23 protein-coding genes and 1 pseudogene are annotated in these 20602 nt (G+C 71.6%); 10 read left to right on the top strand and 14 right to left on the bottom strand.

Annotation, left to right across the window (positions count from 1 at the left end):
* Nucleotides 1-12 precede the first annotated feature (12 nt).
* Complete coding sequence (locus DRB89_RS13525; protein WP_112449167.1) at nt 13-567, bottom strand: NADH-quinone oxidoreductase subunit B; 555 nt, start codon at nt 565-567, stop codon at nt 13-15.
* 14 nt (nt 568-581) lie between these two features.
* Nucleotides 582-941, bottom strand: coding sequence for an NADH-quinone oxidoreductase subunit A (locus DRB89_RS13520; protein ID WP_030010013.1), 360 nt, complete (start codon nt 939-941; stop codon nt 582-584).
* Between the two features lie 913 nt (nt 942-1854).
* Here DRB89_RS13520 and DRB89_RS13515 point away from each other — a divergent pair.
* Entirely contained in the window at nt 1855-2700 is an 846-nt protein-coding gene (locus DRB89_RS13515) for a C40 family peptidase (RefSeq protein WP_112449166.1), read from the top strand.
* Nucleotides 2701-2878: 178 nt separating this feature from the next.
* On the opposite strand, the gene DRB89_RS13510 is transcribed toward DRB89_RS13515, so the two are convergent.
* Nucleotides 2879-3841, bottom strand: coding sequence for a hypothetical protein (locus tag DRB89_RS13510; RefSeq protein ID WP_112449165.1), 963 nt, complete (start codon nt 3839-3841; stop codon nt 2879-2881).
* Nucleotides 3842-3871: 30 nt separating this feature from the next.
* On the bottom strand, nt 3872-4285 hold the full coding sequence (locus tag DRB89_RS13505) for a hypothetical protein (protein WP_112449164.1): 414 nt from the start codon (nt 4283-4285) through the stop codon (nt 3872-3874).
* A 260-nt stretch (nt 4286-4545) separates the two neighbouring features.
* Between DRB89_RS13505 and DRB89_RS13500 the strand changes: the two genes are divergently transcribed.
* The 4 genes from DRB89_RS13500 (at nt 4546) to DRB89_RS13485 (ending at nt 6313) form a co-directional block, all read left to right on the top strand.
* Complete coding sequence (locus tag DRB89_RS13500) at nt 4546-4998, top strand: hypothetical protein (RefSeq protein ID WP_162688568.1); 453 nt, start codon at nt 4546-4548, stop codon at nt 4996-4998.
* 170 nt (nt 4999-5168) lie between these two features.
* Nucleotides 5169-5531, top strand: coding sequence for a hypothetical protein (locus DRB89_RS42870; RefSeq protein ID WP_162688567.1), 363 nt, complete (start codon nt 5169-5171; stop codon nt 5529-5531).
* 96 nt (nt 5532-5627) lie between these two features.
* Nucleotides 5628-5870, top strand: a complete 243-nt coding sequence (locus DRB89_RS13490) for a hypothetical protein (protein ID WP_112449162.1) — start codon at nt 5628-5630, stop codon at nt 5868-5870.
* Nucleotides 5867-6313: a DNA-binding protein gene (locus DRB89_RS13485; RefSeq protein ID WP_204357748.1), complete on the top strand. Its 447-nt coding sequence runs from the start codon at nt 5867-5869 to the stop codon at nt 6311-6313. Before DRB89_RS13490 ends, DRB89_RS13485 begins: the two co-directional genes overlap by 4 nt.
* 62 nt (nt 6314-6375) lie before the next feature.
* Here the strand turns inward: DRB89_RS13485 and DRB89_RS13480 are convergent, their stop codons facing one another.
* Nucleotides 6376-7659, bottom strand: coding sequence for a geranylgeranyl reductase family protein (locus DRB89_RS13480; RefSeq protein ID WP_112449161.1), 1284 nt, complete (start codon nt 7657-7659; stop codon nt 6376-6378).
* 97 nt (nt 7660-7756) lie between these two features.
* Between DRB89_RS13480 and DRB89_RS13475 the strand changes: the two genes are divergently transcribed.
* The gene (locus tag DRB89_RS13475; RefSeq protein ID WP_112449160.1) at nt 7757-8287 is read left to right on the top strand and encodes a GNAT family N-acetyltransferase; all 531 of its coding nucleotides are present in this window, start codon (nt 7757-7759) and stop codon (nt 8285-8287) included.
* Between the two features lie 60 nt (nt 8288-8347).
* On the opposite strand, the gene DRB89_RS13470 is transcribed toward DRB89_RS13475, so the two are convergent.
* Together DRB89_RS13470 and DRB89_RS13465 are read right to left on the bottom strand one after the other, a co-directional pair.
* On the bottom strand, nt 8348-9259 hold the full coding sequence (locus tag DRB89_RS13470; RefSeq protein WP_112449159.1) for a glutaminase: 912 nt from the start codon (nt 9257-9259) through the stop codon (nt 8348-8350).
* A 6-nt stretch (nt 9260-9265) separates the two neighbouring features.
* The gene (locus DRB89_RS13465; protein ID WP_112449158.1) at nt 9266-9958 is read right to left on the bottom strand and encodes a demethylmenaquinone methyltransferase; all 693 of its coding nucleotides are present in this window, start codon (nt 9956-9958) and stop codon (nt 9266-9268) included.
* Nucleotides 9959-10144: 186 nt separating this feature from the next.
* Here DRB89_RS13465 and DRB89_RS42865 point away from each other — a divergent pair, with 186 nt between their 5' ends.
* The gene (locus tag DRB89_RS42865; RefSeq protein WP_162688566.1) at nt 10145-10369 is read left to right on the top strand and encodes a hypothetical protein; all 225 of its coding nucleotides are present in this window, start codon (nt 10145-10147) and stop codon (nt 10367-10369) included.
* A complete protein-coding gene (locus DRB89_RS13460; RefSeq protein ID WP_112463287.1) occupies nt 10366-11280 on the top strand; it encodes a DUF3152 domain-containing protein in 915 nt (304 codons plus the stop codon). Before DRB89_RS42865 ends, DRB89_RS13460 begins: the two co-directional genes overlap by 4 nt.
* A 2-nt stretch (nt 11281-11282) precedes the next feature.
* On the opposite strand, the gene DRB89_RS13455 is transcribed toward DRB89_RS13460, so the two are convergent.
* The 3 genes and pseudogenes from DRB89_RS13455 to DRB89_RS13445 form a co-directional block, all read right to left on the bottom strand.
* Nucleotides 11283-11936 carry a hypothetical protein gene (locus DRB89_RS13455; RefSeq protein WP_112452979.1) on the bottom strand — a complete coding sequence of 218 codons (654 nt, stop codon included), beginning with the start codon at nt 11934-11936 and terminating at the stop codon, nt 11283-11285.
* A 7-nt stretch (nt 11937-11943) separates the two neighbouring features.
* Nucleotides 11944-13143 (bottom strand): cyclic dehypoxanthinyl futalosine synthase, encoded by a 1200-nt coding sequence (mqnC, locus tag DRB89_RS13450; RefSeq protein WP_112452978.1) that lies wholly within the window; start codon nt 13141-13143, stop codon nt 11944-11946.
* A gap of 130 nt (nt 13144-13273) precedes the next feature.
* A pseudogene (locus tag DRB89_RS13445) lies at nt 13274-13831 on the bottom strand (A24 family peptidase); the annotation flags it as partial.
* Between the two features lie 190 nt (nt 13832-14021).
* On the opposite strand from DRB89_RS13445, the gene DRB89_RS13440 reads away from it, so the two are divergent.
* Nucleotides 14022-15143, top strand: a complete 1122-nt coding sequence (locus DRB89_RS13440) for an insulinase family protein (protein WP_162688565.1) — start codon at nt 14022-14024, stop codon at nt 15141-15143.
* Nucleotides 15144-15213: 70 nt separating this feature from the next.
* Here the strand turns inward: DRB89_RS13440 and DRB89_RS13435 are convergent, their stop codons facing one another.
* The 4 genes from DRB89_RS13435 to DRB89_RS13420 form a co-directional block, all read right to left on the bottom strand.
* Nucleotides 15214-16338, bottom strand: coding sequence for a GuaB3 family IMP dehydrogenase-related protein (locus tag DRB89_RS13435; protein WP_112447865.1), 1125 nt, complete (start codon nt 16336-16338; stop codon nt 15214-15216).
* 182 nt (nt 16339-16520) lie between these two features.
* Nucleotides 16521-18026, bottom strand: a complete 1506-nt coding sequence (gene guaB, locus DRB89_RS13430) for an IMP dehydrogenase (RefSeq protein WP_112447864.1) — start codon at nt 18024-18026, stop codon at nt 16521-16523.
* Between the two features lie 183 nt (nt 18027-18209).
* The gene (locus DRB89_RS13425) at nt 18210-18839 is read right to left on the bottom strand and encodes a sigma-70 family RNA polymerase sigma factor (RefSeq protein ID WP_112447863.1); all 630 of its coding nucleotides are present in this window, start codon (nt 18837-18839) and stop codon (nt 18210-18212) included.
* 341 nt (nt 18840-19180) lie between these two features.
* The gene (locus tag DRB89_RS13420; protein WP_003948568.1) at nt 19181-19792 is read right to left on the bottom strand and encodes a response regulator transcription factor; all 612 of its coding nucleotides are present in this window, start codon (nt 19790-19792) and stop codon (nt 19181-19183) included.
* Between the two features lie 379 nt (nt 19793-20171).
* Between DRB89_RS13420 and DRB89_RS13415 the strand changes: the two genes are divergently transcribed.
* A complete protein-coding gene (locus DRB89_RS13415) occupies nt 20172-20498 on the top strand; it encodes a WhiB family transcriptional regulator (RefSeq protein WP_112447862.1) in 327 nt (108 codons plus the stop codon).
* The last annotated feature ends 104 nt before the right edge of the window (nt 20499-20602 follow it).

Here is a 20602-nt window from a genome sequence, read left to right as displayed (position 1 = left end):
CCGGGTCGTCGCTCACCGCAGGAGCCCCTTCATCTCGATCATGGGGAGCGCCTTGAGGGCCGCCTCCTCCGCCTCGCGGGCGGCCTCTTCCCGGTTCACGCCGAGCTTGGATCCCTGGATCTTCTGGTGGAGCTTGAGGATCGCGTCGATCAGCATCTCGGGGCGGGGCGGGCAGCCGGGCAGATAGATGTCCACCGGGACGATGTGGTCGACGCCCTGGACGATCGCGTAGTTGTTGAACATCCCGCCCGAAGAGGCGCAGACACCCATGGAGATGACCCACTTGGGAGCGGGCATCTGGTCATACACCTGCCGCAGCACCGGCGCCATCTTCTGGCTGACCCGGCCCGCCACGATCATCAGGTCGGCCTGCCGCGGGGATCCGCGGAAGACCTCCATGCCGAAGCGGGCCAGGTCGTACCGGCCCGCTCCGGTGGTCATCATCTCGATCGCGCAGCAGGCCAGGCCGAAGGTCGCGGGGAAGACGGATGACTTGCGCACCCATCCCGCGGCCTGTTCGACGGTGGTCAGCAGAAAGCCGCTCGGCAGCTTCTCTTCCAGTCCCATGGAAATTCAGCCCCTCAGTCCCATTCCAGGCCGCCGCGGCGCCACACGTAGGCGTAGGCGACGAAGACGGTGAGCACGAAGAGGAGCATCTCGACGAGCCCGAAGATCCCCAGCGAGTCGAAGGTGACCGCCCAGGGGTAGAGGAAGACAACCTCGATGTCGAAGACGATGAAGAGCATCGCCGTCAGGTAGTACTTGATGGGGAAGCGGCCGCCGCCGGCCGGCATGGGTGTGGGCTCGATGCCGCACTCATAAGCTTCAAGTTTTGCCCGGTTGTACCGTTTTGGGCCGATCAGCGTGGCCATGACCACGGAGAAGATCGCAAACCCTGCGCCGAGGGCGCCGAGCACGAGGATGGGCGCGTACGCATTCACGCTCCTCGCTCCTTCCAGTCGTCCTTGACCGTATGGACCGCTGTGCCGGCGCCGAGCGCCCCGCCCCGCGAAGACCGCGCCGTGATCGAGTTGATCGAGCGCTTGCATGTGAGGCAGTTCACAAGCCGGACTGGTGCGCATCTTATGCCTGCTCGTCTGTGATCTGCGACACGGGTTGCAACAACGAGTTTGTGATCTCCACCACCTGACGAACGATCATGAAGTCCGATGAGTGGTGATCTTCATACGCGAAGCATCCACATGATCACCAAAGGTGACATCCGCTCCTGTAGTCGCAGGTGGAAGGCCTGTCGCCCTATCAAACCGTGGTGGCTGCACGCAAATTGGCGAGGTGGTGCGCGTGGTGATAAAGGGATCGACGTCGCCCGGTCGGGGGATCCCCCGCGTACGGGAGTGGACGCGTGCGCGCGTTCACTAAGTCGGAACCGCCCGGCCGGCCCGCACGCCGACCGCCCGGCGGACCGGTTGGCTAACCGCCCCGCGAACCGGTCGGCGAACCGGTCGGCGGCCCACCCCTCGACGCGCCTCCCGACCCGCCCCTCGGCCCGCCCGCGACCCCCTCCGGCACCCGCCGGCCCGGCGGCGGGTTCACGGCCGGGTCACAGCCGGGTCACAGCGTCCGCATCGCGTGACACTCCTGTGACCTGCGCCACTCCGGATTCGCGGCAGCGAAAGGGGGCTTGGCCATCTGTGCGGGTGGATGGTAGGCCGAGGACCAATTCGGACTTATTTCGAAAACCCCATGATCACAGCCTTGCGGCGGGGTGTCCGATTGGCCCGTTACGGCGTCAATAAGGAGTCCGACGCGCCCGGTTAGCACCCTTCGCGCACAACTGTGGCGCAGACCACGTTTCTTGAAGGGAACCGCAACGCCCTGATAGCGGTTGTACCCATGTCCCTTACCGCTCACATACCCAGCCACCGGAAGCCCCGCCGCAGCGCCTCGAAGCTCGCGGTCCGCGCCGGAGTTGCCGGTGGCGTCCTCAGCACCCTGGCCATGGCCGGCACGGCGAGCGCCACCCCCTCCGCCGAGCCCGTGCACGAGACCACTCTCGAAATGCCGGTCCTCAACCTGGACCTGGCCGCCGAGGTCTCCTCGTCCGTCACCAAGGCCGCCGAGAACACCCGCGCCGCCGCCGTCGAGGGCGAGCTCAACGCCCTGGAGGAGACCGCCCGCACCGGCGCCGCCGCCGAGGCCAAGCAGGCCAAGGCCGACGCCCAGCAGAAGGCCGACACCGAGCAGAAGGCGAAGGAGGACGCGGACCGCAAGGCCGAGTCCGAGCGCGCCAACCGCAGCACCGCCCGCGCCTCGCTCCAGACCAAGCCCTCCTCCTCCGAGGGCTCCTCCGCGCAGGGCACGGGCACCGTCACCGCCCCGGCGACCGGTTCCGCCGCCGCCATCGTGAACTTCGCCCGCGCGCAGGTCGGCAAGGCCTACGTCATGGGCGGCACCGGCCCGTCCTCGTTCGACTGCTCGGGCCTCGTCCAGGCCGCGTACCGCCAGGCCGGCATCAGCCTGCCGCGCATGTCGCAGGCGCAGTCCTCGGCCGGCACCTCGGTGTCCCTGAACGCCCTTCAGCCGGGCGACATCCTGTACTGGGGCTCCAAGGGCAGCGCGTACCACGTCGCCGTCTACGTGGGCGGCGGCAAGTTCGTCGGCGCGCAGAACTCCAGCACGGGCATCGTCGAGCGCTCGCTGAGCTACGACAAGCCGACCGGCGCCGTCCGCGTCCTCTGATCCCCCACCGGGATCGTCCGCGTTCCGAGCCGCCCTCGGCGACGCGCTGAAGGCCGGTACTCCCCCGCCCGGGGTCGAGTACCGGCCTTCCTGCGGCTCCGGGGCCGTCCGGCCGCTTCCTGCGGCTCTGGGGGGCCTTCCGGGGGCGCTGAGCGCCGCCCCGGGCCCTGGCGGCCCCTCAGGCGACCTCGGCCGCCAGCCTGAAGCGGGCCTCGCGCTGCGCCTTGTACAGGGCGAGCGTCTGGGCGTGCTCCTCGGCCAGCCGCTCCTGGTAGGCCCGCTCGACCGCCGCCCAGATGCCGACGAGGTTCACCTCCTGCTTGCAGGCGACGTCGGCCTTGGCCGCGTTGACGGCCTTGGGGCCGCCCTGGTCTCCCTGCAGGCCGAGCTCCTCGATCACGTCGTACGGGGTCTTGATCCCGCTATAGCCCGATCCGCCCATGCACGCCGACCACTTCTCCAGCACGGCGAGCACGCGCGAGTCGTTCTTGGACCGGTCGTGCGCCTCCCCGGCCAGCCCGAACGTGAAGAGCAGGTCCACGCTGTCCTTCGTCGGCGCGTACAGCTTGCGGTAGGCCTCCCTGCCGCACCCGCCGGCCGGCACCTTGGCCCCGCCGGCCGTCAGGCCGCTGTCCACGCCCGCGGCCTCCTCCTCGTTCATGGCGTCGGGGGCCCGCCCGCCCGCCGCGCCCCGCGGCTCGCCGTTCATGACGGCGTACGCGCTGTCGGTCAGCTCGGGGGCGGCGGGCTTGGCGCGGGTCCCCGCGCCCGCGTTCGGGTCGTACCCGTAGGAGGCGGCGTAGGCGAGGTCGGCGGCCCCGAAGAGGGTGCGGTGCCGGTCCTCGGCTCCGCGCCCGCCGGCGGGCTCGGCCGACTTCAGCCCCTCGTACGCGAACCCGTACCGGGCCATGCACCGTGCGAGCAGGCGCTGCTGCACCTGCCCCATGCGGATCGACTCGGCCTCGGTGTCCGTGTACGCGTCCATCGGCAGGGCCAGCGCGGCCGTCGGCGGATTGACCTCGACCGGGCCGAGCTCCGGCTCACCGCCCGCGGCCCCGGCGGCGGCGCAGCCCGCCAGGAGCGCGGCCGCCGAGAGGGCGGCGAAGGCGGCGGGGGCGGTGGTGCGAAGGCGCTTGCGCATCGGGCGGAACTCCTTCGTCGGTGGCCGGGATCAGGGGTGGAGGGTGTACTTGGCCGAGCTGATCCGGTTCTTGAAGGTGGTGGAGGCGTTGCCCTCGTACTTCGAGGGGATCTCCCCGACGTTGCCGCCCAGGTCCTTGTCCGTGCCGACCTTCCAGGCGTAGACGTCGCGGTTCCGGTAGGACTCGGTGTTGTCGTTCACGCTCGCGCCGCTTCCGGAGCAGCCGCCCCGGAAGGTGTCGTCGGAGAAGTTCACGTCATTGGTGACCAGGTCGAAGACGCAGCCGGTCCGGCCCGCGTAGTAGAAGAGCCCGAATTCCTGGTCCTCGAGATTTCCGTCCCGGGCCGATGCGACCGAAGGTCCGGCCGCTCCCAGGAGAACGGCGCCGATGGAAAGGGTGGCGGTGGCGGCTCCGGCCACCAGCTTGAGAAGCGCCTTCTTCATCACGTATTCCTTGCCCTTCGGGTGAAATGCGGATGGTGCACCGGGCTCGGGCCGGAGAATTCGACCCGGCCGGAATTCAACAGTCCGTCACCGACCATGAGCAAGCAGTTTCTGGCCTGATGGGTCGTCAAAACAGTTGTCTCATAGCCAACTTGTTCACCTCTGGCACGGCTGCCTACGATCGCCCGACGGTCTCGCGGGCCCGCGCCCCGATCCGGACGCGCCAATTCCGTCGCCAACTCCACTAGGGAATCCCGCTCGTGCGCGCACTCCATTTCGCCCCTTTGCTCGCCCTTTCCCTTTCGATCACGGGGTGCGGGGACGGCAAGGGGGAACCGAAGTCCGAGGACAGTCCGCCCCCGAGTGCGGCCGAAATCGCTTACTACGACTGCCTGAAGCAGAACGGCCAGCCCGTCGTGGTCCGGGATTCCGGAATGCCGTACGAGGACAAGACCCGGCCGTGGAACGAGGCGGCGCACGAGGCCTGCGCGGCGAAGCGGCCGGCGCGGCCCGAGCCCGAGCGGATCGGCCCCGAGCGGCTGGCCGCGCTGCGGCGGGAGTCCACGTGCCTGCGGGCCGAGGGCCTGGCCTGGTACCCCGACCCGGACCCGGTCACGGGCGGGATCGACGACCGGGCCGCCACCGCCGAGCAGTGGGCCGACCTCAAGCGGAACCACGCCGCGGCGCTCGGGAAGTGCCGCGGGGCGGGCTGAGCCCGCGGGGTCCGGAGTGCGGGGTACGGGTGCGGGGTACGGGTGCGGGGTACGGGTGCGGGGCCCGCTGCGGTGTCCGTCTGCTGGGCGGGCGCCCGTACCGAACCGGCCGCACCCCTGCGAAGATGGCCGGGCGAGCACGCCCGAGTCAGCCCAGGAGGTGGTGATCCGTGATCACCAGGCCGTCCGACGAAACCCCCGGCCACGGCTCCGCCGCCCGGCCGCCCGCCGGCCACGCCGCGGCCCCGGCCGCCGACCCCACCGCCGTCCGGGCCGCCGGCGGGCTCGGCCTGCTGGCCCTGGGCGGCTGGCTGCTGACCACCGCCCGCCCGTGGCAGAAGCCCAACTCCCCGATCACCCTCGGCCTCGACTGGACGGCCTCCGGGGCGCTGCTGATCTGCGGCCTGGTCCTGCTGACGCGCTGCATCCGCACCGTCCACGCCGCGCCCGAAGCCCCGTACGAACCGGCCGCCGACACCCCCCACGACCAGCCGGTCCGCCCGGAAGACCTCCCCCCGGCCCAGCCCGCTTGACGGCTCCACCCCGGATCAGGCCTTGGGGGCCACCCTGGTTCCACCGGGGTAAGGATCGGACGGGAAATTTCCTACCAGCGGTGATACGTTTTAGATATGAGCAGCCACGTAGCCCCCCAGTCCGCCGAGCGGGCCGGCAAGAGATCGGTGTCGCTGGCGCAGTCGTTGATCAAGGAAGTCGAGGAGCGCACCGGCAAGAGCGGCTTCTCCTCCGTCGTGGCCGAAGCCCTGGAGGAATGGCTCGCCGCGCAGAAGCTACGCGAGGTCGTGGCGGCCGACCGCAAGGCTTTCGGCCCCGTCTCCGCCGAAGCGCGGCGGCAGGCGGAACAGGAGTGGTGAGCAAGCGCCTCAAGATCAAGGCCAAGAGCGAGGGCACGCTGGTCCTGGACGCCCAAGGGCTCTCGCTGCACGTCGACGGCGACGAGGGGATGCGTGCGCGCATCGAGATCGCTCAGCAGAGCGGCCGACGAGTGGCACTCTCTGCCCTGACGCCCTTGGAAGTACGCCGAAACGGGGAGGCCGTCGAGCGGCTCCAGTTCCTGCTGTCCCGGTTCGACGTGAAGCCGGTCACCGACGCGGTGACGGAAGCCGCGGCAAAGCTGCTGGACGTCTCGGGCCTCGACGGACACGAATGCCTCGTGGACGCACTCGTGGTCGCCACGGCCTCGCTCTGCACACCCCCGGTACTGCTCGTCACGTCCGACACGTCGCACATCCCGGCGCTGTGCAAGGCTGCCGAGGAACTTCCCGGCTCCCCTAGGGTGAAGATCGTCAACGTCTGAGAGAGCCCAGCCATGTACGCCCGGGTCGCGCGGCCTCGTGCCGTGCGACCCGGGCTGAACGGTCAGGCCTTCGGGGCCACCTTGGAGAGGCCGTTGATGACGCGGTCCATCGCGTCGCCGCCCGTCGGGTCGGTCAGGTTGGCCAGCATCTTCAGGGTGAACTTCATCAGCACCGGGTGGCTCAGGCCGCGCTGGGTGGCGATCTTCATGACCTTCGGGTTGCCGATGAGCTTCACGAACGCGCGGCCCAGCGTGTAGTAGCCGCCGTAGGTCTCCTTGAGGACCTTCGGGTAGCTGTGCAGGGTCAGTTCGCGCAGCGACGGGGTGGCGCGCGAGTGCGCCTGGACGATGACGTCGGCGGCGATCTGGCCCGACTCCATCGCGTAGGCGATGCCCTCGCCGTTGAACGGGTTGACGAGGCCGCCCGCGTCACCGACGAGCAGCAGGCCCTTGGTGTAGTGCGGCTGGCGGTTGAAGGCCATCGGCAGGGCCGCGCCGCGGATGGGCTGCGTCATGTTCTCGGGCGTGTAGCCCCAGTCCTCCGGCATGGACGCGCACCAGGCCTTGAGGACCTCGCGCCAGTCCAGCTCCTTGAAGGCGGAGGAGGAGTTGAGGATGCCGAGGCCGACGTTGGAGGTGCCGTCGCCCATGCCGAAGATCCAGCCGTAGCCGGGCAGCAGCCGGTCCTCGGCGCCGCGCCGGTCCCACAGCTCCAGCCAGGACTCCAGGTAGTCGTCGTCGTGCCGGGGCGAGGTGAAGTACGTGCGCACGGCCACGCCCATCGGGCGGTCGTCACGGCGGTGCAGACCCATCGCCAGCGACAGCCGCGAGGAGTTGCCGTCGGCCGCGACGACGAGCGGGGCGCTGAAGGTGACCGGGGTCTTCTCCTCGCCGAGCTTCGCCGTCACTCCGGTGATGTGGCCGGTACGGGGATCGCGTACGGGCTCGCCGACGTTGCAGCGCTCGTAGAGGCGGGCGCCCGCCTTCTGCGCCTGGCGGGCCAGCGTCTCGTCGAAGTCGTCGCGCTTGCGGACGAGTCCGTAGTCGGGGAAGGAGGCCAGCTCCGGCCAGTCCAGCTGGAGGCGCTGGCCGCCGCCGATGATCCGCAGGCCCTTGTTGCGGAGCCAGCCCGCCTCCTCGGAGACGTCGATGCCCATCGACACCAGCTGCTTGGTGGCGCGCGGGGTCAGACCGTCGCCGCACACCTTCTCGCGCGGGAACGCCGTCTTCTCCAGGAGCAGGACGTCGAGTCCGGCCTTGGCCAGGTAGTAGGCGGTGGTCGAGCCGGCGGGCCCGGCCCCGACGACGATCACGTCCGCGGAGTGTTCGGAGAGGGGCTCGGTCACTGCGGGGTCTCCCGAAGGCTCGATAAGGGGTGCCCAACGGCACAAGACACGTGCAGTCTATGCAGCGAGAGAGATCACGATCCGAAGGGCTGCCCTGATGACCACCTCGCCGACCCGGCCACTGCCCGCCGTACAGCTCCGCGTGCCCACCGACGAGGACGCGCGCGCGTGGCACGGCGTCTTCGACGACCCCGAGGTCATGGAGTTCCTCGGAGGTCCCGCCGAACTGTCGGCCTACGAGGAGTTCACCGCGCGCCAGCGCATGCACGACGCCCAGCTCGGCTACTGCCTGTGGACGCTGCTGGACGCGGAGGGCGGGGTCATCGGCTTCACCGGGGCCCAGCCGTGGCCCGCGGAGAAGGCGTGGGGGCCGGTCGGGGAGATCGAGATCGGGTGGCGGCTGGGACGCTCCGCTTGGGGCAAGGGGTACGCGTACGCGGCTGCGCTGGCGACGGTGGAGCGGGTGCGGGAGGCGGGTGTCCCGGAGGTGGTGGCGATGATCAGCGACGAGAACCTGCGGTCGATCGCGGTCGCGGAGCGGCTGGGGATGACCTTGGCGGAGCGGTTCCCGCTCCCCGGCGGCACCCGGTACGGCCGGCGCTACACGCTGACCCTGCGGGACGAGTAGCGCCACCGCCGCGCGGGGCCGGCCCGCCGCCGTCCTGGGGCTCGGGCCGGGCCCCGCGCGTCAGAAGACCGACAGGCCCGTCAACGTGGTGAAGCGGTCCAGGGCGGCGACGGCCGCCACCGAGTTGCCCTGGGGGTCCAGGCCCGGGCTCCACGCGGCCAGCGTGCACGCGCCGGGCACGACCGCCACGATGCCGCCGCCGACGCCGCTCTTGCCCGGCAGGCCGACGCGGTAGGCGAACTCCCCCGCCGCGTCGTAGGTTCCGCACGTCAGCATGACCGCGTTGATCTGCTTCGCCTCGCTGCGGGTCAGCAGCCGCGTGCCGTCCGCGCGCAGGCCGTGGCGGGCCAGGAAGCGCCCGGCGCGGGCCAGGTCCGCGCAGGACATCTCGATCGAGCACTGCCAGAAGTAGTGCTCCAGCAGGGCCGGCACCGGGTTGTCGAGGTTCCCGTAGCTCGCCATGAAGTGGGCGAGCGCCGCGTTGCGGTCACCGTGCTCGGACTCGGAGGCGGCGACCTCCGGGTCGAAGCCGAGGTCCTCGTTCTGGCTCTCCTCCCGCAGGAAGCGCAGCAGTTCGCTGCTCGCGTCGCCCGTCAGCGTCTGGAGCCGGTCGGTGACCACGAGCGCGCCCGCGTTGATGAACGGGTTGCGCGGGATGCCGTTCTCGTACTCCAGCTGCACCAGGGAGTTGAAGGGGTTGCCGGAGGGTTCCCGGCCGACCCGCTCCCACAGGCTGTCGCCGCCCTCGGCGAGCGCGAGGGCCAGCGCGAACACCTTGGTGATGGACTGGGCGGAGAACGGGGTGCGCCAGTCGCCCACCCCGAAGACGTTGCCGTCGAGGTCGGCGACGGCCATCCCGAACTGCCGGGGGTCCACGGACGCCAGCGCCGGGATGTACTCGGCGGGCGCCCCGCTGCCGACCAGCGGGGCGATGTCCTTCGCGACCTGCTCCAGCAGCGCCTGGTAGTCCACGGGAAACTACCCCTTGGTACCGCGGTGCAGGGCCACGATGCCGCCGCTCAGGTTGCGCCAGGCCACCTTGGACCAGCCGGCCTTCTGCAGCAGCGCGGCCAGCGCCGGCTGGTCGGGCCAGGCGCGGATGGAGTCGGCGAGGTAGACGTAGGCGTCCGGGTTGGAGGAGACGGCCCGGGCCACCGGCGGCATCGCGCGCATCAGGTACTCGGTGTACACGGTCCGGAAGGGCGCCCAGGTGGGCTGCGAGAACTCGCAGATCACGACCTGGCCGCCGGGCTTCGTGACCCGGTACAGCTCGCGCAGGGCCGCGTCGGTGTCCTGGACGTTGCGCAGGCCGAAGGAGATGGTCACCGAATCGAAGACCCCGTCCTTGAAGGGGAGCCTCGTCGCGTCGCCGGCGGTCAGCGGGAGCCAGGGGTTGCGCTTCTTGCCCTCGCGGAGCATGCCGAGGGAGAAGTCGCAGGGGACGACGTACGCGCCGGTCGCGGCGAAGGGCAGCGAGGACGTCGCCGTCCCGGCGGCCAGGTCCAGGACCAGGTGCCCGGGGCGCGCTCCGACCGCCTTGGCGACCTCCTTGCGCCACAGGCGGGCCTGCCCGAGGGAGAGGACGTCGTTGGTGAGGTCGTAGTTCGCCGCCACGTCGTCGAACATGGAGGCGACTTCGTGCGGCTGCTTGTCCAGGGAAGCGGTGGTCACTGGCGTTGGCCCCTCGGGTACGGGTACGGGTACTGCGGACCGCCGACCAGGCGGGCGGACGGGCGGTCCGGCGGGTGCACCGCCATTCTCGCAGGCCCGCCCTCCCCCGCGCCCGCCCGCCCCGGCCGCGCGTGGCCGCGCCGGGGCCGCGCCGGGGCCGCGCCGGGGCCGCGCCGGGGCCGCTTGGTGGCCGCGCCGGGGCCCCCGTGGTCCGTCACGGCCGCGCAACAAGATCCGGGCAGCAGGCAACGTTCCCGCCGCACGGACGTCTGGCAGGGCGTAGAAGTCGCCTACCGGAAAAGGCTGATCGAGCAGAACGCGGAGGTACTCACCCTCGCCGGGAACCAGCTGGAGGAGCGGATGCGGCTCGCCGCGCAGCTCCCTTCCGCGCGATCATGGAACCAGTCATGAAGAAACCTCACACCTCACACCCCACCGCCCGCACCACCACCACCACCCCCGCGCGGGGCGGCAACCGCCGAGGAGGCCGCCGGGGAGGCCGCCGCCGCGCCGGCCGCCGCCGGCCCGCACGGTTCGTGCTCCCGCTGCTGCTGTGCTCGGGCGCCGTCGTCGCGGTGGCCGTGGTGGCCGGGCTGCTGCCCCGGGACGCCGACCCGCGCACGGACCTGTCCGCCCCCTCCGTGCCGGAGTCCGGGTCGTCCGAACCCGCCGCGCCGGTGCCCGCGCCGTCGCCGCCGGCGTCACCGTCGCAGTCGCCCGCGGCGGCGTCCCCGCCCGCCCCGGGCCCCGCCGTGGTCCCCGAGACCGGGCCCGGCACCTTCAAAGCCTCGACCGTCTCGGGCCCCGTCCACGGTTCCGGCACCGTACGGCGCTACCGCGTCGAGGCCGAGGACGGCACGGGCATCGACCCGGACGAGGCCGCGCGCGCCGTCGACGCCGTCCTGGGCGACCGGCGCGGCTGGACCGCCGATCCCAAGGTCGCGTTCCGGCTGACGGAGTCCGGGCCGGTGGAGTTCACCGTACGGATAGCCACGCCGGCCACCACGGACCGGCTGTGCGCGGTGGTGACCGCGGAGCTGAAGGGGGAGACGAACTGCCGCGCCGGTCACGAGGTGGTGGTCAACCTCCGGCGGTGGCTGCTCGGTTCGCCGCAGTTCGACGGTCCGCCCGCCGAGTACCGGGCGCTGATCATCAATCACGAGGTGGGCCACGAACTGGGCCGCGGCCACGAGACCTGCCCCGGAGCGGGGTTGCCCGCGCCGGCGATGATGCAGCAGATCAAGGGCCTGCTGGGCTGCCGGTCCAACGCCTGGCCGTTCGACGCGCAAGGGAACTACGCGAAGGGGCCCGCCGTCCCCTGAGGTCAGCGGCGGCGGTGCAGCAGCCGCCCGCCGATGACGGTGGCCACGCAGGTGGTCGGGCCCTGCTCCAGGAGCTGGGCCGGGCCGGCCACCGCGAAGGCCGCGAACCGGGCCGGGGCGCCCGGTTCCAGGACCCCGTGGAAGGCCTGCTCGGCCGCGTCCCGGCCGGCGAAGGGGTCGAGGGCGGCCGGGCCCTCGTACGGAGCGGGCGGCAGGATCGCGAGTCCGGAGCGGGACACCGCGGTCCGCACCGACGGGACCGTGATCCGCCCGGCCAACGCGACCACGCCGCGCGCGAGGAGCTTCTGCGTGCCCCGCCGGGCGCTGTTGCCCCAGCGGGCCTCGGTCATCTTCAGGTCGGCGAGCGCCTCGGCGCCGGTGATCGGATCGGCCCCGAGCTCGGTGATCTCGTACGGGTCGTCCGGGTAGTACGTGCGCTCCAGCAGCTCGTCGCCGCCGCGCACCAGCAGCCCCGGGGTCAGCACCCCGGGCCAGTGGCGGGAGCGCGCGTGCGGATAGGCCGCGGCGAGCTCCTCGTACGGGCCCACGCGGGCGATGCGGTCGCCCTCGACCAGGACCGCGCCGCCGGGCAGCGGCGCGGACCCCGGACCGGTGGGACCGGTGACGAGGAGTTCTGCGGTGTGGATCGTCAGCACGGGCGCGTCAGTTCGTGGAGATGAGCTTCAGCTCGGGGTGGGCCGTGCCGCCTTCGATGGCGGTGGAGGAGATGTGCGAGACGACGCGGTCGTCGACCGGGTCGTTCGCCGGGTCCTCGTGCACGAGGAGGTGCTCGTACGTCGTCGCGCGCTGGGCCGGGACGCGGCCCGCCTTGCGGATCAGGTCGATGATCTCCATGCGGTTGGAGCGGTGCTTGGCACCGGCCGAGGAGACGACGTTCTCCTCGAGCATGATCGAGCCGAGGTCGTCGGCGCCGTAGTGCAGGGAGAGCTGGCCCGCCTCCTTGCCGACGGTGAGCCAGGAGCCCTGGATGTGGGCGATGTTGTCGAGGAACAGGCGCGCGATGGCGATCATGCGCAGGTACTCGAAGACGGTCGCCTGGGTGCGGCCCTTGAGGTGGTTGTTCTCGGGCTGGTACGTGTACGGGATGAAGGCGCGGAAGCCGCCCGTGCGGTCCTGGGTGTCCCGGATCATCGCGATGTGCTCGATGCGCTCGGCGTTGGTCTCGCCGGTGCCCATCAGCATGGTGGAGGTGGATTCCACGCCCAGCTTGTGGGCGATCTCCATGATCTCCAGCCAGCGTTCGCCGGACTCCTTCAGCGGGGCGATCGCCTTGCGCGGCCGCTCCGGGAGCAGTTCGGCGCCGGCGCCCGCGAAGGAGTCGAGGCCGGCCGCGTGGATCCGGCTGATGGCCTCCTCGGCGGAGACGCCGGAGATGCGGGCCATGTGCTCGACCTCGGACGCGCCGAGGGAGTGGATGACCAGCTGGGGGTAGGCCTTCTTGATGGCGGAGAAGTGCTCTTCGTAGTACTCGACGCCGTAGTCCGGGTGGTGGCCGCCCTGGAACATGATCTGCGTGCCGCCGAGCTCGACGGTCTCCGCGCAGCGGCGCAGGATGTCCTCGAGGTCGCGGGACCAGCCCTTCTTCGCGTCCTTGGGGGCCGCGTAGAAGGCGCAGAACTTGCACGCCGTCACACACACGTTGGTGTAGTTGATGTTGCGCTCGATGATGTACGTCGCGATGTGCTCGGTACCGGCGTAGCGCAGGCGCCGCGCGGCATCGGCGGCTTGGCCGAGCGCGTGCAGCGGCGCGTCGCGGTAGAGGTCGAGCGCCTCTTCCTTGGTGATCCGGCCCCCAGCGGCGGCTCGGTCGAGGACAGACTGGAGAGCGGCCTGGTCGGTCACCGGTGCGTCACCTTTCGGCTGTGTCGTTCGGCTGTGTCAAGGGTCCGGACCGATCCAGCCTACGCCAGCCGTTGCCCCGGCCGGGCGGGGCCACGGCCGGAGCCGGGGGCGCGGAGTTCGGGCAGCGGGCTCAGAGTCCGAGGCCCGCGCCGAGTCCGAGGCCCGCGTACATCACTCCCGCGAGGGCCCCGCCGGCCATGAACGGGCCGAAGGGGATCGGGCTCGTCCGGTCGGCCCGGCGCAGGGCGATCAGGGCGAGGCCGTGCACGGCGCCCGCGACGAACGCGGTGAAGGTGCCGGCGAACAGTACGGGCCAGCCGTACCAGCCGAGCACCTGGCCCACGGCGAGCGCGAGCTTGACGTCGCCGAAGCCCATGCCGCGCGGGTTGATGAGGAAGAGGAGGAAGTAGCAGCCGCCCAGGACGAGTCCGCCGAGCAGCGCGCGGGTCCAGGATCCGCCGGCGCCGCCGAAGAGGGAGGCGGCGCCGAGGGCGGCGGCGGTCAGCGCGGCGAGGGGCAGGGTCAGTACGTCGGGCAGCCGGTGCACGGCCCGGTCGACGAGGCAGAGCAGGACGGTGAGCGGTGCGAGGAGCAGCCAGACCGCCAGCTCGGGCCGGGCCCCGACCCCGGCGCCGAGGGCCAGGCAGGCCAGCACGGTGGCGAGGACGGCGGGCCCGGCGGGCGCGAACACGGGGTCCGGCGCGGGGTCCGGCGCGGGGTCCGGCGCGGGGTGCTGGGCGGGCGGGGCTGCGGCCGGCGGGAGGGGGGCGGGGAGGGTGGGCCGGGCGGGGGCGCGTCCGTCGGCGGTGCTTGGGGCGGTGCGCGGCCCGGCTCGCGTGAGCCTTCTCGGGACGCGTCAGTGTCCTACTGCCTGTCTCGTGGGCTCGGAGATGTGTATAACGGACAGGACGACCCCCGCGTACTTCCCCGGGGAGGACGGCGCGGTGGTCCTGACCGCCGTGCTGCCGCGCTCCACCGAAGCCGTCCTCTTCGCCGACCTGCTCGGCAAGGAGCTGTTCCGCTCGCTGCGGCTGAAGGGCGGCTACTCCTACACGGCGACGGCCGACTACACGACCCGCGACGGCGAGTGCGCCACGCTCACCGCCTTCGCCGACGCCCTGCCGCAGAAGCAGGACGCGGTGGCCGGCGGAATCGTCGACGTCCTCGCGGCCCTGCGGGCCGGCCGGATCTCCCAGGCCGACCTGGACTCCGTACGGGCCACCGCGCTCGCGCAGTTCGACCTGCCGGACGTGGCCGCCGCGATGCTGCCCGCGCACGCCCTGGACCTGCTCATGGGCCGCTGCGCGCCGACGGAGAAGGAGCTCCGGATCGAGATCGAGGCGGTCACCACCGGGGACCTGCGCCGGGTGGCCGAGGAGGTGTGGGCGGACGCGCTGGTGCAGGTGCCGCGCCGGGACCTGGACTGGGCGGGCCTGGCCCTCGCGCCGCAGGGTTCCGCCGAGCTCCTCGAAGGCCGCCGCTTCCCGATGCGCGGTGACGGCCTCGTCTCGCTCGTGGTCGCGCGGGAGGGGATCAGCCTGGCGGGCACGGACGGCCCGGTCACGATCCGCTACGAGGACTGCGTGCTGATGCGGGTCTTCCCCGACGGCGGACGCGCCCTCGTCGGAGACGACGGTTTCAGCCTCGCCGTCGAACCCACCCTCTTCAGGATCACGGAGGCCGATCTGGGCCCGCTGGACGCGGGGGTGCCCGCGGCGGCCGTGGTCCGGATGCCGCCGCGCGCCCCCGAGCAGATCCCGCGGCCCGCCGGAAAACGGGCCGAGCTCTCGTCGCTGGCCCCGCACATCGGGCTCTGGGTGGCGTTCTCCGTGGCCCTGGCCCTGTACGCCCTCTTCATCCTCCGGGTGGAACTCCAAGGCCACGGCCCCGCGGGCGCCGACTGGACGCTCGTCGGCGGCATCGGGGCGGTGGCGGCCGTGATCGGGGGCGTGACGCTCCGCGCCCTGCTCAGCATCCGCGCGGTCAGACGCCGGGGCTGAGCCCGGGCATGCCGGAGGGCCGGCACCCCGAGCGGGGCGCCGGCCCTCCGGCACGCGGTTGCGAGAGCGGTCAGCGGCGGTGCTGGGAGTCCGCGACGGTGACCTCGACCCGCTGGAACTCCTTGAGCTCGCTGTAGCCGGTGGTGGCCATCGAGCGGCGCAGCGCGCCGAAGATGTTCATCGAGCCGTCCGGGGAGTGCGACGGGCCGGTGAGGATCTCCTCGGTGGTGCCGACCGTGCCGAGGTCGACCTTCTTGCCGCGCGGCACGTCCTCGTGGACGGCCTCCATGCCCCAGTGGTTGCCCTTGCCGGGCGCGTCGGTGGCACGGGCCAGCGGGGAGCCGATCATCACGGCGTCGGCGCCGCAGGCGACGGCCTTCGGGACGTCGCCGGACCAGCCCACGCCGCCGTCGGCGATGACGTGCACGTAGCGGCCGCCGGACTCGTCCATGTAGTCGCGGCGGGCCGCGGCCACGTCGGCGACGGCGGTGGCCATCGGGACCTGGATGCCCAGCACGTTGCGCGTGGTGTGCGCGGCGCCGCCGCCGAAGCCGACCAGCACGCCGGCCGCGCCGGTGCGCATCAGGTGCAGGGCCGCGGTGTAGGTGGCGCAGCCGCCCACGATGACCGGGACGTCGAGCTCGTAGATGAACTGCTTGAGGTTCAGCGGCTCGGCGGCGCCGGAGACGTGCTCCGCCGACACGGTGGTGCCGCGGATCACGAAGATGTCCACGCCCGCGTCGACGACGACCTTGGAGAACTCGGCCGTGCGCTGCGGGGAGAGCGCGGCGGCGGTGACGACACCGGAGTCGCGCACCTCCTTGATCCGCCGGCGGATCAGGTCCGCCTGGATCGGAGCCGCGTAGATCTCCTGGAGACGGCGGGTGGCGGTCTCCTCGTCCAGCTCCGCGATCTCGTCGAGCAGCGGCTGCGGGTCCTCGTAGCGGGTCCACAGGCCCTCGAGGTTCAGCACGCCGAGGCCGCCGAGCTCCCCGATGCGGATGGCGGTCTGCGGGGAGACGACCGAGTCCATGGGAGCGGCCAGGAACGGGAGCTCGAAGCGGTAGGCGTCGATCTGCCAGGCGATCGAGACCTCCTTCGGGTCCCGGGTCCGGCGGCTGGGGACGATGGCGATGTCATCGAACGCGTACGCCCGGCGGCCGCGCTTGCCGCGCCCGATCTCGATCTCAGTCACGTGTGGTGGCCTTTCCTCTGGGTCTGCCCGTCCAGTATCCCCGAACCCCGGCGCCTCGCGTTCCGGTGACCGCTGTACGGACGACCTGAGCCCCGCTGTACGGACGACCGGAGCACCGCGCGGGGGCCGGGCACGCCGAAGGGGCGGGCCCGTGCGGGCCCGCCCCTCCACCGATGTCCGGATCAGCCCTTGCGGCTGTAGTTCGGAGCCTCGACCGTCATCTGGATGTCGTGCGGGTGGCTCTCCTTGAGGCCCGCGGACGTGATGCGGACGAAGCGGCCGCGGTCCTGGAGCTCGGGGACGGTGCGGCCGCCGACGTAGAACATCGACTGGCGCAGGCCGCCGACGAGCTGGTGCACGACCGCGGAGAGCGGGCCGCGGTAGGGGACCTGGCCCTCGATGCCCTCGGGGATGAGCTTGTCGTCGCCGCCCACGCCCTCCTGGAAGTAGCGGTCCTTGGAGAAGGACTTGCGGTCGCCGCGGGACTGCATCGCGCCGAGCGAGCCCATGCCGCGGTACGACTTGAACTGCTTGCCGTTGATGAAGAGCAGTTCGCCCGGGGACTCCTCGCAGCCCGCGAGCAGCGAGCCGAGCATCACCGTGTCGGCGCCCGCGACGAGCGCCTTGGCGATGTCGCCGGAGTACTGCAGGCCGCCGTCGCCGATGACCGGGACGCCTGCCGCCTTGGCGGCGAGCGCGGCCTCGTAGATCGCGGTGACCTGCGGGACGCCGATGCCGGCGACGACGCGGGTGGTGCAGATGGAGCCGGGGCCGACGCCGACCTTGATGCCGTCGCAGCCGGCGTCGATGAGCGCCTGGGCGCCGTCGCGGGTGGCGATGTTGCCGCCGATGACGTCGACCGACGAGTTGGACTTGATCTTGGAGACCATGTCGCCGACGAGGCGGGAGTGGCCGTGGGCGGTGTCGACGACGATGAAGTCGGCGCCCGCCTCGATCAGGGCCTGCGCCCGGTCGTACGCGTCGCCGGCGACGCCGACGGCCGCGCCGACGAGCAGCCGGCCGTCCTTGTCCTTGGCGGCGTTCGGGTACTTCTCGGCCTTGACGAAGTCCTTGACCGTGATGAGGCCCTTGAGGATGCCGGACTCGTCCACGAGCGGCAGCTTCTCGATCTTGTGGCGGCGCAGCAGCTCCATGGCGTCCACGCCGGTGATGCCGACCTTGCCCGTGACCAGCGGCATCGGGGTCATGACCTCGCGCACCTGGCGGCTGCGGTCCGACTCGAAGGCCATGTCGCGGTTGGTGACGATGCCGAGCAGCTTGCCGGCGGGGTCGGTGACCGGGACGCCGGAGATGCGGAACTTCGCGCAGAGCTCATCGGCCTCGCCCAGGGTCGCGTCCGGGTGCACCGTGATCGGATCGGTGACCATGCCGGACTCGGAGCGCTTGACCAGGTCGACCTGGTTGGCCTGGTCGGCGATGGAGAGGTTGCGGTGCAGGACGCCGACGCCGCCCTGGCGGGCCATCGCGATGGCCATGCGGGCCTCGGTGACCTTGTCCATGGCGGCGGAGAGCAGCGGGACGTTCACACGGACGTTGCGGGAGATGAGCGAGGACGTGTCGATCGCGTCCGGGGACATGTCCGACGATCCGGGAAGTAGCAGCACATCGTCATAAGTGAGGCCGAGTGTGGCGAATTTGTCGGGCACTCCGTCGGCGTTCACAGTCATGACACCTTCCAAGATGGTCTTGCTCAGCGCGGATGTCCATGCTAACGGGATCCCGACGCGTCTCATTCCACGACCAAGGTCCAGCCCAAGGTTCGTTGCTTCCTACGAAGAATGAACCCGGCGAACCCACGCGAAGGCGGCCGAACCGGTACACAGGGGTCCGGCCCGTCGCACCCGTCCGGCCTACTGCTCGGCGAGCGCGCGGAGCCGGCTGAGGGCGCGGTGCTGGGCCACCCGGACCGCCCCGGGGGACATGCCGAGCAGATGCCCGGTCTCTTCGGCGGTGAGCCCGACGGCGACGCGCAGCACGAGGAGCTCCCGCTGGTTCTCCGGGAGGTTGGCCAGCAGCTTCTTGGCCCAGGCGGCATCGCTGCTCAGCAGCGCGCGCTCCTCGGGGCCCAGGGAGTCGTCGGGCCGCTCCGGCATCTCGTCGGAGGGCACGGCCGTGCTGCCGGGGTGCCGCATGGCGGCCCGCTGCAGGTCGGCGACCTTGTGCGCGGCGATGGCGAAGACGAAGGCCTCGAAGGGGCGGCCGGTGTCGCGGTAGCGCGGCAGCGCCATCAGGACGGCGACACAGACTTCCTGTGCCAGGTCCTCGACGAAGTGACGAGCGTCACCCGGGAGCCGCGAGAGCCGGGTGCGGCAGTAGCGGATGGCGAGGGGGTGCACGAAGGCGAGCAGATCGTGCGTGGCCTGCTCGTCGCCCTCGACCGCACGGCGTACGAGCGCGCCGACGGTACCGTCGCCGCCACCTCGGGCGGTGCCGGTGGGGCCTGTGGCCGCGGGTGAACCCGGGGCCTCGTCTTCGCGCATCAATCCATGGTGCCCTGATGCCGGAGCATTCGCGGCACTGCGGTCCGTGTTGTGCGTCGAAGCGTTATGCGGGGTGGGTGCACCGGAACTCATGCTCTGGCCCCTCCCCTCCCGCTCGGCCGAATCGCCCCCGAGGCGACATCTCCAGGATGCGCCACACCCTCAAGCATGCGGCATGGCGCGCGAAGCGACACGTCCCCCGGATTGTGCACCGCCAATCCCCGGTCCGCACCACGGTGCGGGGGATCGGTCGGCGGGGCCGCCGGGACCCGCCGCGAGGACCCGTCCGGCCCGGGCCCGGCCGCGGCACCGCCGGCCGGTGAGGGCCGGCGGTCGTGCGGTCAGCGGACCAGACCCCAGCGGAATCCGAGGGCCACGGCGTGCGCCCGGTCCGAGGCGCCCAGCTTCTTGAACAGCCGGCGGGCGTGCGTCTTGACCGTGTCCTCGGAGAGGAAGAGCTCGCGCCCGATCTCCGCGTTGGACCGGCCGTGGCTCATGCCCTCCAGCACCTGGATCTCGCGCGCGGTGAGCGTGGGCGCGGCGCCCATCTCGGCCGAGCGGAGCCGGCGCGGGGCCAGCCTCCAGGTCGGGTCGGCGAGGGCCTGGGTGACCGTGGCCCGCAGTTCGGCGCGCGAGGCGTCCTTGTGCAGATAGCCCCGGGCGCCGGCGGCGACCGCGAGGGCCACGCCGTCCAGGTCTTCGGCGACCGTCAGCATGATGATGCGGGCGCCGGGATCGGCCGAGAGCAGCCGGCGAACCGTCTCCACACCGCCGAGCCCGGGCATCCGTACATCCATCAGAATCAGGTCGGAGCGGTCGGCACCCCAGCGGCGGAGGACTTCCTCGCCGTTGGCGGCCGTCGTCACACGCTCGACGCCGGGCACGGTGGCAACCGCGCGGCGGAGCGCCTCTCGGGCAAGCGGGGAGTCGTCGCAGACGAGGACGGATGTCATGACCGCCCTCCGCAGCTGCTGATGCGCGTCACCTTGAGCCTCCAGGCTGGTACGTATCGTCACCTGTGCGGTCGATGTCCCCGGACACCTGTCCGAGAACTTCTTGGTTCAACCGCCTTCGCACTCTCAACGATGGTCACTCGAAAGAGTTACGGGTCAGACGAACACCTTCGGCACTCTACGTGAGGAAGCGATCACGACGCGGGCGCCACTCGCCGCGTGTCCTCCATCTGGAGTTATGCCCTATTTGGCGGCTTTCCTTCCGTTTGGCGCATGTCTGAGGCTAGATTCCCAATGAGTCATATTTACATCTACTACGACAGTAGGTGTGGAGACATGGACCGTATCCGCCTCAGTACCGGCACCAAGAGGACTACCAATGGCAGATTTCTCCCGCCTCCCCGGACCGAACGCCGACCTCTGGGACTGGCAGCTGCTGGCTGCCTGCCGCGGGGTCGACAGCTCCCTCTTCTTCCACCCGGAAGGCGAGCGGGGCGCGGCCAGGAGCGCGCGCGAGGCCTCGGCTAAAGAGGTCTGCATGCGATGCCCGGTGCGTTCTGAATGCGCCGCGCACGCACTCGCCGTCCGCGAGCCCTACGGGGTGTGGGGCGGCCTCACCGAGGACGAACGCGAAGAACTGATGGGTCGCGCACGCCATCGCCTGATCCCCGCGACGACCGCCATCGGACCGATCGCTCCGCACTGAGCGGACTGGTCACGAGGAGTCGAAGGAACGTTTCTTCGATTCATCCGGCCCGCCCGCCGCTCCCCGCGGTGCGCACGGCGTGCCGATCACCGGCCCGGGACGCC

It is taken from the genome of Streptomyces sp. ICC4 (assembly GCF_003287915.1).
Lineage (GTDB): Bacteria > Actinomycetota > Actinomycetes > Streptomycetales > Streptomycetaceae > Streptomyces > Streptomyces tritrimontium.
Note: the sequence above shows the minus strand (reverse complement) of the source record. Positions and strands in the feature narration are given on the sequence as shown.